Annotated in this window: 8 protein-coding genes; all 8 read left to right on the top strand. The window is 74.1% G+C overall.

Annotated elements, in window-relative coordinates:
• Nucleotides 1-11 precede the first annotated feature (11 nt).
• The 8 genes from CAE01nite_RS08105 to CAE01nite_RS08070 all read left to right on the top strand — a co-directional run bounded on the left by CAE01nite_RS08105 (nucleotide 12) and on the right by CAE01nite_RS08070 (nucleotide 13,572).
• A complete protein-coding gene (locus tag CAE01nite_RS08105; protein ID WP_146902536.1) occupies nucleotides 12-1,082 on the top strand; it encodes a PhoH family protein in 1,071 nt (356 codons plus the stop codon).
• Between the two features lie 4 nt (nucleotides 1,083-1,086).
• Nucleotides 1,087-1,539 carry an rRNA maturation RNase YbeY gene (ybeY, locus tag CAE01nite_RS08100; RefSeq protein WP_146902533.1) on the top strand — a complete coding sequence of 151 codons (453 nt, stop codon included), beginning with the start codon at nucleotides 1,087-1,089 and terminating at the stop codon, nucleotides 1,537-1,539.
• Nucleotides 1,536-2,822: a hemolysin family protein gene (locus tag CAE01nite_RS08095; protein WP_146902531.1), complete on the top strand. Its 1,287-nt coding sequence runs from the start codon at nucleotides 1,536-1,538 to the stop codon at nucleotides 2,820-2,822. The genes ybeY and CAE01nite_RS08095 overlap by 4 nt, the downstream gene beginning before the upstream one ends.
• Nucleotides 2,819-3,724 (top strand): GTPase Era, encoded by a 906-nt coding sequence (gene era / locus CAE01nite_RS08090; RefSeq protein ID WP_146902528.1) that lies wholly within the window; start codon nucleotides 2,819-2,821, stop codon nucleotides 3,722-3,724. Before CAE01nite_RS08095 ends, era begins: the two co-directional genes overlap by 4 nt.
• A 149-nt stretch (nucleotides 3,725-3,873) precedes the next feature.
• The gene (locus CAE01nite_RS08085) at nucleotides 3,874-5,448 is read left to right on the top strand and encodes an alpha/beta hydrolase family protein (protein ID WP_146902526.1); all 1,575 of its coding nucleotides are present in this window, start codon (nucleotides 3,874-3,876) and stop codon (nucleotides 5,446-5,448) included.
• A 216-nt stretch (nucleotides 5,449-5,664) separates the two neighbouring features.
• A complete protein-coding gene (locus tag CAE01nite_RS08080; RefSeq protein WP_146902523.1) occupies nucleotides 5,665-11,487 on the top strand; it encodes an SdrD B-like domain-containing protein in 5,823 nt (1,940 codons plus the stop codon).
• 222 nt (nucleotides 11,488-11,709) lie between these two features.
• On the top strand, nucleotides 11,710-12,258 hold the full coding sequence (locus CAE01nite_RS08075; protein WP_146902520.1) for a hypothetical protein: 549 nt from the start codon (nucleotides 11,710-11,712) through the stop codon (nucleotides 12,256-12,258).
• Between the two features lie 147 nt (nucleotides 12,259-12,405).
• Nucleotides 12,406-13,572 (top strand): CopD family protein, encoded by a 1,167-nt coding sequence (locus tag CAE01nite_RS08070; protein ID WP_146902517.1) that lies wholly within the window; start codon nucleotides 12,406-12,408, stop codon nucleotides 13,570-13,572.
• The last annotated feature ends 516 nt before the right edge of the window (nucleotides 13,573-14,088 follow it).

The following is a 14,088-nucleotide window of genomic DNA, read 5'->3' as shown; positions in this document are numbered from 1 at the left end:
CGGCCTCACCCATGGCAGAGACCACCCCCACGCGTCGCGACCCGTCGTCGGGCGCCCGCGTCGAGCACCGCATCACCGTGCCGCCCGAGCTCCCGATGGTCGCGCTCCTCGGCCTGCGCGACGAGAACCTCACGTCGATGGAGGAGGGGTTCCCCGGCGTCGACGTCCACGTGCGCGGCAACGAGATCGCCCTCAACGGCCCGGCGGGGGACGTCGCCCTCCTCGCCCGGCTGGTGGACGAGCTCATCGACGTCGCGGCCAGCGGCACCCCGCTCACCGCCGACGTCGTGCGCCGGTCCGTCGTCATGCTGACGGCGGCCACGACCACCCGGCCCGCCGACGTGCTGACCTTCAACATCTTGTCCAACCGCGGCCGGACCATCCGGCCCAAGACGGCCGGGCAGAAGGAGTACGTCGACGCCATCGACCGGAACACGGTCACGTTCGGCATCGGCCCGGCCGGCACCGGCAAGACGTACCTGGCCATGGCCAAGGCCGTCCAGGCGCTCCAGGCCCGCCAGGTCACCCGGATCGTGCTGACCCGGCCCGCGGTCGAGGCGGGGGAGCGGCTCGGGTTCCTGCCCGGGAGCCTGTCGGAGAAGATCGACCCGTACCTGCGGCCGCTGTACGACGCGCTGCACGACATGGTCGACCCGGACTCCATCCCGCGGCTCATGGAGGCCGGGACCATCGAGGTCGCGCCGCTGGCGTACATGCGCGGGCGCACGCTCAACGACGCGTTCATCATCCTCGACGAGGCGCAGAACACCTCGACCGAGCAGATGAAGATGTTCCTCACCCGACTGGGCTTCGGCTCGCGGGTCGTGGTCACCGGGGACGTCACCCAGGTCGACCTGCCGAGCGGGACGGCGTCCGGCCTGCGGGTCGTCCAGGACATCCTGCGCGACGTCGACGACGTCGCCTTCTGCCGGCTGGGCTCGGCCGACGTCGTCCGGCACCGGCTCGTGGGGCAGATCATCGACGCCTACGCGCGCTGGGACGCGCTGCCGCCCGCGCCGGGCAGCGGCAACGGCGCGGGATCCCGACGGGACCTGCGCGGCTCCGCCGGCGGGCCCCGGTGAGCGCGTGAGCATCGAGGTCAACAACGAGTCCGGCTACGCGGTCGACGAGGCGGAGTTTGCCGCGCTCGCCCGCCACGTGCTCGACGCCATGCACGTCCACCCGCAGACCGACCTCGCGATCATGCTGGTCGGCACCGACGTCATGTCCGAGCTGCACGTGCAGTGGATGGACGAGCCCGGTCCCACCGACGTGCTGTCCTTCCCGATGGACGAGCTGCGCCCCGGACGCCCGGGTGACGTGACCCCCGCCGGCCTGCTCGGCGACGTCGTCCTGTGCCCGGAGGTCGCCGCGCGCCAGGCGCGGGACGCCGGCCACTCGACGGCGGAGGAGCTGCTGCTGCTGACCACGCACGGGATCCTGCACCTGCTCGGGTACGACCACGCGGAACCCGAGGAGGAGAAGGAGATGTTCGCGCTGCAGCGCCAGCTGCTCCTGACCTTCCTCGCCACCCGATGAACGAGATCCCCGTCGGCCTCCTGGTCACCGTCGCCGCGTTCGGCTTCGGGCTCGCCGCGCTGCTCAGCGCCGGCGAGGCCGCCGTCGTGCAGGCGACCCGCGCGGCGGTCAGCGAGCTCGTCACCCACGGGCACCCGCACGCCGCACGCGTGCGCCGCCTGACCGAGGAGCCGCTGCACACCGCCGCCTCGCTGGCGTTCGTCCGCCTCATCGCCGAGATGGGCGCCACCGCGTGCCTCACCCTGTCGTTCACCGACGGCGACCTGCCCTGGTGGCTCGTGCTGCTGCTGTCGGTGCTGGTCTCCTGCGTCGTCGCGCTCGTGCTGGTGCGGATCAGCCCGCGCACCCTGGGCCGCCGCCACCCCGTGCGGGTGCTGACCCTGCTGTCCGGCCTGCTCACGCTGGTCAGCCGGCTGCCGATCGGGCGGCTCGCCCCGGAGGTCCGGCGCACCGGCGAGGTCGACGAGGACGAGCTGCGCGACATGGTCGACCGGGTCAGCGAGTCCGAGGGCCTCCAGGACGAGGAGCGGGAGATGTTCCGCTCGGTGTTCGAGCTCGGCGACACCCTCACGCGCGAGGTCATGGTGCCCCGCACGGAGATGATCACGGCCGACTCGACGACGCCGCTGCGCAAGGCGATGTCCCTCATGCTGCGCTCGGGGTACTCCCGCGTGCCGGTGGTCGGCACCTCCGTCGACGACCTGCGCGGGGTGCTGTACCTCAAGGACGTCATCCGCCGCCTGCAGGACGTCCCGGAGTCCGCGGGTGACCCGGTCACCAACCTGACCCGGCCGGCGGTGTTCGTGCCGGAGTCCAAGCCGGTCGACGACCTGCTGCGCGAGATGCAGGCGGCGTCCTCGCACATCGCGCTCGTGGTCGACGAGTACGGCGGCATCGCCGGGCTGGTCACCATCGAGGACGCCCTCGAGGAGATCGTCGGGGAGCTGACCGACGAGCACGACCGCAGCGGGCCCGAGGTGGAGGACCTCGGGGACGGGACGTTCCGGGTCCCGGCCCGGTTGCCCGTGGACGAGGTCGGCGAGCTGTTCGACCTCGACCTGGACGACGACGAGGTCGACACCGCCGGCGGCCTGCTCGCCAAGGCGCTCGGCAAGGTGCCGCTGCCCGGGTCGGCCGGCGAGATCCACGGCCTGCACCTGACCGCCGAGCGCGTCGAGGGACGCCGCAAGCAGCTCGCGACCCTGCTCGTGCGCCTCGCCGTCAGCGAGGACGAGCACGAGGACGAGACCATCGCCGAGAACGCCCCTGGAGCCACCCGATGACCGAGTTCCGATCGGGGTTCGCCTGCGTCGTCGGGCGACCCAACGCCGGCAAGTCCACGCTGACCAACGCCCTGGTGGGGCAGAAGGTCGCGATCACGTCCGGTCGGCCGCAGACCACGCGGCACACCATCCGCGGCATCGTGCACCGCGAGGACGCCCAGCTGGTCCTCGTCGACACCCCCGGGTTGCACCGCCCCCGCACGCTGCTGGGCGAGCGGCTCAACGACCTCGTGCGCGACACCCTCAGCGAGGTCGACGTCGTGCTGTTCTGCCTGCCGGCCGACCAGAAGGTCGGCCCCGGCGACCGGTTCATCGCCGCGGAGCTCGCTCGCCTGGAGGTGCCGGTCATCGCGGTCGTGACCAAGTCCGACGTCGTCGGCCGGGGCCGGCTCGCCGAGCACCTGCTCATGGTCAGCCAGCTCGGCGAGTGGGCCGACATCGTCCCGGTCTCCGCGGTCGAGGGCTACCAGGTCGACGTGCTCGTCGACGTGGTGATCGGGCACCTGCCGCCCGGTCCGGCGCTGTACCCGGACGGCGAGCTGACCGACGAGCCGGAGACCGTCATGGTCGCCGAGCTCGTCCGCGAGGCGGCCCTGGAGGGTGTGCGCGACGAGCTGCCGCACTCGCTGGCCGTCGTCGTCGACGAGATCGTGCCGCGCGAGGGGTCGGGCTCCGACGGACGCCCGCCCATGCTGGACGTGCGCGTCAACCTGTTCGTGGAGCGGGACAGCCAGAAGGCCATCATCATCGGCAAGGGCGGCGAGCGGCTGCGGGCCGTGGGCACCCAGGCCCGTCAGGGCATCGAGGCGCTGCTGGGGACCCGGATCTTCCTCGACCTGCACGTCAAGGTCGCCAAGGACTGGCAGCGCGACCCCAAGCAGCTCGGCCGGCTCGGCTTCTGACCGCCGGCGCCGGTCCCGCCCGCGCGCCGGGCGCCTCGGGGCCGGCAGGGCCGGGCAGGGCCGGTCGAGGCCGGTGGAGGCCAGTCCGGCCGCGGTGCGGACGTGCGCGGCGCCCCGGGCACCGGGTCCGCAGCGCCTAGGATCTGGCCGTGCTGCTGAGGACCGCGGCCGGCTCCGTGGCCGGCGTCATCGTCCTGGCGGTGCTGGGCGCGGCGACGGGTCCGTCCTGGAACCCGGCCCCGCTGACCGACGTGCCCGCCGTGGAGTCGGCGTCGACGGCCATCACCGTGCCCCCGGCCGCCACGTCCGCGCCCACGACCGGCGCCGCCGGCGAGGGTGCTCCCGGCGACGGCTCCGCGGCCCCCACGGACGTCGCCGGCGCGGCACCGGTCGGCACCTACGAGGTCGAGACGCACGTCGTGGACGTGCAGCTGGACGGCGCCGTCGTCCAGGCGCAGATCACCGAGCCCGTCGGCGCGGGGGAGGACCTCGACGGCCTCGTGTTCGTGCACGGTGCCGGGACGGGCAAGTTCACCCGGGCGTTCCGGACGCAGGCGCACGACCTCGCCACCGCCGGGATCGTGACCCTGGTCCCCGACAAGCGCCTGGACACCTACACCACCGTCAGCCGCGACTACCCGGCGATGGCGGCCGACTACCACCGCTCCGTCGAGGTGCTCCGGAGGTGGCCGGGTGTGGACCCCGGCCGCGTCGGCGTCTACGGCGAGAGCGAGGGCGCCTGGGTCGTCCCCGTCATGACGGCCGATCACCCCGGGATTGCGTTCAGCGTCCTGGTCTCGGCGCCGGTGGTCCCGCCTCGGCAGCAGGCCGCGTTCGCTGCCGACTCCTACCTGCGCAACACCGACGTGCCGCACGGCGTGTTCCGCGCCATCCCGCGCGCGGTCGGGCTGGAGTTCCCCGGGGAGACGTTCGACTACGCCGACTTCGACGCCGCCCCCTACCAGCGGCGCACCACCCAGCCGGTGCTGATGGCGTACGGCACCCTGGACTCCTCGATGCCGATCGTGCAGGGGCCGCAGCAGATGCGCGCCGACCTGGCGGTCGCCGGCAACGACGCGCTGACCGTGCGGTACTACGCCGGGGCCGACCACGGCATCCGGATCGACCGGACGGTGGCGGCGGACTTCGTCCGGGACCTGGCGGACTGGATCCGGGGGCTCCCGGCGACCGGGACGGCGTCGCCGCGCATCGCCGGGGACCAGCCCCACCAGACCTTCCGCGCCGACCCGCTGCCCACCCCGCGGTGGTTCGGGACCGTCGACGGCGTCCTGGCTGTCGTGATGACCGGCGCCGGGGGCGTCGTGGCCGGTGGTCTCGCGCTGGTCGGCGTGCGCCTGTTGCGCCGACGCGGCTGGGGGCTCGCGCCCGGGCTGACGGTGCCACTGCTGGGCCTGGCGGCCACCACGGTCGCGACCGTGGCGGCGCTGGTCGGCTACCTGGTCGCGGTGGCGCGGCTGGCCCTCGACTACGAGCGCAACGCCTGGGTGGTCCAGGGCGGCTGGCTCGGCGTCCGGCTGCTCGGCCTCGCGGCCGTCGTGGTCGCCGCCGTGCTCGCGACGCGTGTGCGCGACGCCCACCGCGACCCCCTGGTACGGGTGGGCCGCGGGGCGCTGGCCTGGATCGGGTTCGGTGCCCTGGCCGGGGGCTCGCTCGTGCTGCTGGTCACGCTGGCGTACTGGGGCGTCTACCAGCTCGGGATCTGACGCGGGCCGCCGGCCCGCGACGGCTGTGCGCTCCTGCGCCCGGCCGGTCCCACCCGGGCGCTGGACCCGTCACTGGGCCGCCCGGAGCGCTGTTGACGTCGCGTTGACGCGCGTCCCGCAGGGTGAGCATCACCGGACGACCGTGACCCGGATCGCCCGATGCCCCGGTGACAGCGACTGACAGGAGCCGATATGCCGAGCAAGGACCGTGCGAGCGTGGGACGCACCGCCGCCCGCAGCACCGTCACCTTCGTGGCCTCCGCCGCCACCCTGGTCGCCGTCCTGATCGCGCTCGCCCCGGCCGGTGGCCGGTCGTCCTCGCTCCTCACCGCCGTCCCGGTCGCCGTCGCCGCTGTCGCGGCGGCCGCCGCCGTCACCGGGCGCCGGTCGTCCGGTGACCCGGTCGCCGCCTGGCGGTCCGGACTCGCCGGAGCGGTCGCCGTCGTCGTCGTCGGCGCCGCCTGGTCCCTGGCGACCGCCTCGCACGGCACCGCCGGCGTCGCGGCCGCCCTCGCGCAGCTGCCGGTGCAGGCCGGTGCCGCGCTGCTCGTGCTGACCGCCGCCGCCGCGCTCGCGGCCCGCGCCGGCCGCCCGGCCCGGTCCGGCCGGCTGCGCCGCACGGTGGGCGCCGTCCTCGCCGCCGCCGTCGTGGGCGCGGGCCTGACCGTGCCGGCGCAGACCGCCGCGGGTGCGGCCCTGCCGCCCGCCACGGCCGCGCCGTGCACCGCCGGCGCCGAGCAGCGCAGCTACAGCGTCGCCGCGGCCACGGTGGACCTGCCCTTCAACCGCTGGGGCAAGACCCTGCCCAGCGCGCGGATCTTCGTGCTCGAGCAGGACCTGGCCGCCACCAAGAACTGGTCCACCCCGATCAACCGTGCCCTGCCCGCCGACGCCGCCGAGAACCGCCGCCTGCGTCCGCGCCCGCTCGTGCTGCGCGCCAACGAGGGCGAGTGCGTGAAGGTCACCCTGACCAACAAGCTGTCCAGCGGCAGCGCGCACGGCCTGCCCGCCAACCCGCGCGTCGGCATCCAGGCGACCGGCATGGTCGTCGACGTCGCCAGGAGCGGTGGCGTCCAGGTCGGCTTCGACGCCGACTCGACCGACCCGACCGTCGCGATCGGCCAGTCGGTCGACTACTACTGGAAGGTCCCGGCGCAGGAGGGCCTGTTCCTCTTCCAGGACATGGCGACCCCGGCCGGCGGCGAGCACGACGGCGGCTCGCGCGGCGTCGGCCTGTACGGCGCGATCGCGGTCGAGCCCGCCGGCTCGGTGTGGAAGGACCCGCGCAGCGGCGCGATCCTCTCCGGCAACGGCTCGCCGACCTCCGTCTACACCGCCGCGGCGAAGCAGAGCGGCGAGCTCTACGTCGAGGCCGACATCTACCCGCCGGGTGCGCCCGCGTTCCGGGAGAGCGTCCAGCTCGCGCAGGACGAGATCAGCGGCATCGGCATGGGCTTCAACTACGGCTCCGAGCCGATGGAGGACCGCGAGGCCAGGGCGTGCCCGGACTGCCTGGGCGAGGAGACCTGGCTCTCCTCGTGGCCGTACGGCGACCCGGCGCTGATCAAGCTCGCGAGCGGACCCGGACCGTGGCTGCCCACCGGCGACGGCGTGAAGGCCAACCAGGAGTCCGAGGACTGCGGCCTGCCCGAGTCCTGCTTCGTGTCCAACGTCTTCCACTCCTACACCGGGGACCCGACCAAGATCCGCTTCGGCCTCTCCGGCGTGAAGGAGACCCACGTCTTCCACCTGCACGCCCACCAGTGGCTGGCCGACGCCCGCGACAACGCCGTCACCGGCGACGGGCCGGACGCGAAGCCCGAGTCCAGCACGATCGACTCCCAGAGCTACGGCCCGGGCGAGGCGTACACCGCCGACCTGCTGTACGGGTCCGGCTCGCAGAACAAGACCTTCGGCGACTCGATCTTCCACTGCCACCTGTACCCGCACTTCGCCGAGGGCTTCTGGGCTCTGCTCCGGGTCCACGACGTCGCGCTGGACGGGACCACCGCAACCCCGGACGGTGTCAACGTCCGCCCGCTCAAGCCCCTGACCGGCGGCCCCGTCCCGCCCCCGGCCACCGCCGACAACCCCGGCTTCCCCGGCATGATCCCCGGCACCTTCGGGTGGCGCGCGCCCCAGCCCCCCGGCTCCATCACCGAGGCCGGCGCCGACGGAACCGAGCGCCCGGCGCCCCGCCTGGTCGCCGGGAAGGCGATCGACGCGACGAAGCTGGCCGCCGAGAAGGCCGTGATGGCCCTGCGCAACGGCGGCGACGCGGCCAAGGCCCCGGCCGGCGCTCCCTACGCGAACCCCTGCCCCAGCGGTGCCCGCGTCGTGGACTACGACGTGACCGTCCTGCAGCGCGACCTCGTCTACAACGAGGCCGGCCACCACGACCCCCAGGCGCGGTTCATGGTGCTCACCAAGGACGTCCCGGCCATCCTCGCCGGCACCAAGAAGGCCGAGCCGCTGTTCATCCGGGTCAACGCGGGTGACTGCATCGACTTCTCCCTGACCAACATGGCGCCCAACTGGACCGGCGGCGACGCCTTCCAGCAGCTGACCCAGACGAACATGGCCGGCGGGCACATCCACCTGGTGAAGTTCGACGTCACGGCGTCCGACGGCGGCTCCAACGGCTGGAACTACCAGCAGGCCGCGTTCACCAAGGACCAGGCCGCGCTGACCGCCCAGCAGGCGAGCGGCGGCGTCACCTGCACGGCGGGTGCGCAGTTCTACGGCGGCGAGAGCACCGGCTGCCGCATCCCGCAGCTGGCGTCCTGGACCCCGCCCGCCGACTCCAGCGGCATGGTGGGCCAGACCATCCACGAGCGCTGGTTCGCCGACTACGAGCTGCGCACCGTGTTCACGCACGACCACCACTTCGCCGCCCTGGTGCAGAACCACGGCCAGTTCGGCGCCCTGATCGTCGAGCCCCGCGGCTTCGACGTCCGCGACCCCAAGACGGGCGCGTTCCTGCAGCCGATCAACTCCTCGGCCAACGGCACCCCCTGCGGCACGCGCTGCGTCGGCACGGCCGTCGGCGAGCAGGTCGACGTGGTCGGCCCCGGCGCCAACGACGACTACCGCGAGGCCGGCATCGCCATCGCCGACTTCGTCCCGCTGGTCAAGAAGGGCGGGAACCCCAAGAACCCCGCGGACGTCGTCGAGGCGCCCGGCGCGCCGGAGCACTACCCGAGCGCCGACCCCGGCACCTTCGCGATCAACTACCGCAACGCCCCGCTGAGCGAGCGCAAGACCTTCAACGGCCAGGCGGTCGACCCGGCGCACCGGTTCAGCTCCTACGTCTTCGGTGACCCGATGACGCCGCTGCTGCAGGGCTACGCCCGCGACAACATCAAGCTGCGGGTCATCCAGGGCTCGCAGGAGGAGCAGCACCTGTTCCAGGTGCACGGGCTGCGGTGGCGCGAGGAGCCGGACGACACGGGCTCGCCGCTGGTGAGCGCGCAGACCATCGGCATCTCCGAGGCGTTCAACGCCGAGCTGCCCGGCTTCGACTGCAGCTCCACGGCGACGCCGTGCCGCGGGGACTACCTGTACGGCGGCACCAGCATCGACGACCTCTGGAACGGCATGTGGGGCATCATGCGCGTCCACGGCAAGGCCGTCGCGGGTGTGCGGAGCCTGCCCGACAACCCGGCCACCGGGACGGGCACGGCGCTGCCCGCCCCCAAGTCCCTGCTCGCCCCGCCGCGCGCGGCGACCCCCGGCATCACCTGCCCGTCGACGGCGCCGGTGAAGGCCTACAACGTCGTCGCGATGCAGAAGGACCTGGTCTACAACGAGTTCGGCGACCACGACCCCCAGGGCCTGCTGTACGTGCTGGCCGAGGACGAGGCGGCGGTCCGCTCGGGCGCCAAGAAGGCCGAGCCGCTGGTCATCCGCGCCAACGCGGGCGACTGCGTCAAGGTCAGCCTGAAGAACGCGCTGACGTCCACCTACGGCACCTACGTCAACGGCGTGGACGGTGACCCGGCGATGGTCCTCGAGCCCGCCGCCGGCACGAAGATGGGGACCCGGGTGTCGATGCACCCGCAGCTGCTGCGCCACGACGTCCGCCTCTCCGACGGCGCCGCGGTCGGCTTCAACCCCGACTCCACCGCCGGCATCAACCAGACGGTCAGCTACGAGTGGTTCGCCGACACCGAGCTCGGTGCGACCAACATCCTCGACTACGGCGACGTGCGTGGTCACCGCCAGCACGGCCTGGCTGCCGCCCTGGTGGTCGAGCCGCAGGGCGCGAGCTACCACGACCCGGCCACCGGTGCGGCGATCCGCAGCGGCGCCGCGGCCGACATCCGGGTCCCGGGGGAGGAGGACTTCCGCGAGATGACGCTCGTCTACCAGGACGGCCTCAACCTGCGCACGCCCTCCGGCGCCCAGGTGCAGGACAAGCAGCTGCCCCCGGACCCCGAGGACGTCGAGGCCGGCATCACCGAGGAGGAGCTCGAGGACGCCGGTGAGAAGGGCGTCAACTACACCAGCGCCCCGCTCCACCGCCGCCTGGGCGCCGCTCCCGGCGCGATCGCGACCGGCGCCTCCTCCACGCAGTGGGCGCTGGCCTTCAGCTCGGAGTTCTACGGCGACCCGGCGACCCCGATCGCCCGTGCCTACGAGGGCGACCAGCTCCGGATGCGCGTCCTGGGCGGGAACCGCCCGCGTCAGATGGGCTTCGCGCTGGACGGCGCCTCGTGGCGCTCGGAGCCGAACGACACCCGCAGCGACGTCGTCGGCGTGCAGGGCGGCATCGGCACCGGCAAGGCGGTCAACGCCCACGTCCGGCTGCCCAAGGCGGGGGACCACCTGTGGTCCTCGCCGACCAGCGCCTCGCTGCCCGACGGCGTGTGGGGCCTGGCGCGGGTCTACCCCAAGCCGGCCGATGCGGCCGGGTTCACGCCCGCCGCCCGGTTGGCGAAGGACAACCCCTTCACGGCGGGCAACACCCCGCTGCAGCCGCTCGAGCGGACCTCGGCGAGCATCGCGGTGTTCACCGACACCGACTCCGACGGTGTCCGGGACGCGGGCGAGACCGGCCGGAGCGGCGTGTCGGTCCGCCTGCTGACCACCTCGGGCACGCAGGTGCTGGCGACGACCACGGCGGCCGACGGCACGGCGTCCTTCTCGCCGGCCAAGGGCACCTACGCCGTCGAGGTGGTGGCGCCCGCCGGCACCGCCGTCGTCGGCGGCGCGCAGCGGACGGTCGACCTCAGCGCCGACGGCGCCCGGGTGGACCTGGCGGTCGGGATCGGCACGGCCACCGCCCCCACGACCCCGACCCCGACGCCGACCCCGACGGGCGACGTGACGCCGCCCCCGGCGCCGGTGCTGAGCAAGGGCAGCGCGCAGCTGACCCTGGCGGAGGCGATCACCGTCACCAGCCCGGAGGCCGGTGCCACGCTCCGCTACACGCTGGACGGGACCGTCCCGACCGCGACCGGCGGGATCCAGTACACGGCCGCGGTGCGGGTCTCCGCCGACCGGACGCTGACGGCGGTCGCCGTCGACGCCGCCGGCAACGTCTCCAAGCCCACCGTGGCGGTCTACGACCTGCCGTGGACGGGCAAGGTGGCCGCCCTCGCCCCGTCGGCGTGGGCCGTGACCAGCGGGGGGACGCCGCGCGGCGGCGTCGCCGAGACGACGGCCGACGACGGCAAGCTGCTGGCCGTGGGCTCCGTGGCGGTCTCCGGACGGCCGACGGTGGACGTCACCGCCACGGTGGCGGTCCCGGCGGACATGCGGGCGGCCCAGGGCATGACCCTGACGGCCCGGGTGGCCACCACCCTGCCGAACACCAGGGTGCGGACCCAGTGGTACGACGTGTCGACCAGCACCTGGCGCGCGCTGACCACGTCCACGCAGGGTCTGACGGAGGCCAGGATCGACGTCGATCCCGCGGCGGCGGTCAAGCTGGTCGACACGGCGGGCAACGTCAAGCTGCGGTTCATCGCCGACAACGGTCAGCCGTTCGACCTGCAGCTCGACCAGGTGACGTTCACGGCGGTGAACAAGAGCTAGGGCGGGCGATCGGTCCGGCCGCCTCCGGTCCGGGACGGGTGTTGACGCTCCGTTGACACCCGTCCCGGACTGTAGTGCTGTCCGATCCGAGCCCGACCCCGAGGCGGCACTGTGAACCAGCTGGTGATGGAGCGAACGGCCCCCCGTGCAGCCGCTGCGGCGCGACCGGTGCGCCGCCCGACCGTGACGTCCCCGGTCGCCGGGCCTCACGAGGTGCGCTCCATGGTCGGCGTGGCTGCCGGGGTGATCGCGATCCTGGTGCTCGCGGTCTGGTCGTTCACCCAGGGCTGGGGCCGCGACCCGGTCGTGGGTCCCGGCGAGCTCGCCGTCGACGGCGGGATCGTCCGGGTGGAGGGCGCGCTCTCCGCCGCACGACCGGCCCACGCGATGCCCGGGATGGGGACCGACGAGGACCCCGTCGCGGACGGCGACCGGCGCGTCTCCGTCGACATCACCCTCCTGGCCGGCGCGAGCGAGCTGCGGTACGCCGGCGAGGACTTCGCCCTCACCGTCGACGGCGAGCCTGCCTCCCACCTGCTGCACCGCGACGTGCTGCCCGGCGAGGTGCTGCCTCCCGGCACGTCGCTGTCGGCCACGCTGCTGTTCGACGTCCCGGCCGAGGCCACCGTGGGCATGCTCTCCTACGACGGCGGTCCGGCGACCGAGGTGGTCCTGCCGGCCGAGGCGGAGCAGTCCGTCGCCGGCGACGCCACCACGGTGGACGACGGCGCCGCGGCGGATGCCGGGCACGGCGCCCCCGAGCACGGCTGACCCGGCCGGCCGCCCGCAGTCCCGAGAGAGCCACCCGCCCGCGGCATGCTCCGCGGCCCGCGCCGTCACGTTGACGCTCGGTTTGCACCGCACCGCGACCCTCGAGATGTCGAGGTGAGACGTCCGACCAGGGAAGAGGCACCACGAGTGAGCCAGGTCATCATGCAGCGGCGGTCCGGGCGCGAGGCCGGTCTCGCCGGCGCTGCGGGTCTCGTCCGGAAGGCCGACGAGGTCCGGCCGGGCGCGTCCGGGACCGGCGCTCCCACCGCGGGCCGTGCCCACGCGGCCGGCCAGACCGTCGTCCTCGGCGCCCTGGCCGCACTCGCCGTCCTGGTGGCCGCTGCCCTCGTCGGCGGCGCCGCCACCCCCACCGCCCTGGCCGACCCTGGACCGTTGACGCGGTGGGGCGTCCTGATCGCCCGCGCCGCCTACGACCTGGCCGCGATCGGGACGCTCGGTGTGCTGCTGGTCTCCGTCGTCCTGCTGCCCCGCAGCGACGGCGGGTACGGGTCGGACGGCGCCCGCCTGGTCCGTGCCGTGTCCTGGTGGGCCGGCGCCTGGTCGGTCACCGCGCTGGTCACCACGCTCCTCACGCTCTCCAAGGTGGCGGCCCTGCCGGTGCCCGCGGTCCTCGCCCCGGACGTCCTGCCGCTGGTCCTGGACCTGGAGCAGACCCGGTCGCTGCTCGCGTCCGCCTGGCTCGCGGCGCTCGTCGCGATCGGGGCACGCGTGACGCGCTCGCCCGCCGGCGGGGTGCTCCTGCTGCTCACCGCGCTCGGCGCGCTGGTGCTCCCGCTGCTGAACGGTCACGCCGGCCACGGGGACTCGCCGGTCGTGACGGCCACCAGCCTCGCCCTCCACGTCGCCGGGGCAGCGGCCTGGGTCGGCGGCCTCGCCGCGCTCGTGGTGTACCTGCGCCGCTCCGGGACGTCACTGGCTGTCACCCTTCCCCGCTACAGCCGGGTCGCGCTCGTCTGCTTCGTCGTGGTCGGCGCGTCCGGTCTCGTCACCGGCTGGGCGTACCTGTCGACCATCGACCAGCTGTGGACGAGCGCTTACGGACAGCTGCTCCTCGGCAAGACGGTCGCCCTCGCCGCCCTCGGGGTCTTCGGGCACCGCCACCGCTCCCGGACCATCACGGCCGCCGCGTCCGGCCGTCCGCGGGCGTTCGTCCGCCTCGCGGCGGCCGAGCTGATCCTCATGGCGTGCGCGGCCGCCCTGGCCGCGGCGCTCTCGCAGACCGCGCCGCCGGCGGACCTCACCCACTCGGCCTCCGCGTCGCCGAGCACCGTCGTGACCCAGACGGTGCGCTGACCGCAGCCCACACCACCGCACGTGCCGCAGGGCGCCCAGGTCGAACCGGGGCGCCCTGCGGCATGTCTGCGTGAGGGTCGCGACCGGGTGCCCCGCCGGCGATCAGGCGAGCCGTGCCTCTCGGACGCCTCACCTCCGAACCCCACCCGTGCACCCCTCGCGGGGCGCTGAGGCGACCACCGCCGCCTGCTGTCGCCGGAGGCTCAGCCGGCGGTCACGGTGGCCCCTGGGTGTCCGGCGAGGCGACGCCCGGGCCCTGTCGTGCGGGTCCAGCTCCGGTGCTGTGCCGTGGCAGGAAGCAGCAGTGCCGACAGGCGCCCGACCGCTGGAACCGAATTTCGGTCATCGGTGGCGTGACGGTCGGTCAAGGATTCTTGGTGCCCTTGTCGTGCGGTCGGACACGGGCGGAAGCGTTGGCGAGAACCCGGCGGCGACCCGTCCTGCCGACGGCGGATACTCGCGCTCACCAGGGCCGGTGGGCAGCGCTTTGACGAACCTTTGACGCCGTTCCGACAA

It is taken from the genome of Cellulomonas aerilata, assembly GCF_007991755.1.
Taxonomy (GTDB): Bacteria; Actinomycetota; Actinomycetes; order Actinomycetales; family Cellulomonadaceae; genus Pengzhenrongella; species Pengzhenrongella aerilata.
The sequence above is the reverse complement of the archived record's forward strand: the minus strand, read 5'-3'. Positions and strand labels throughout refer to the sequence as shown.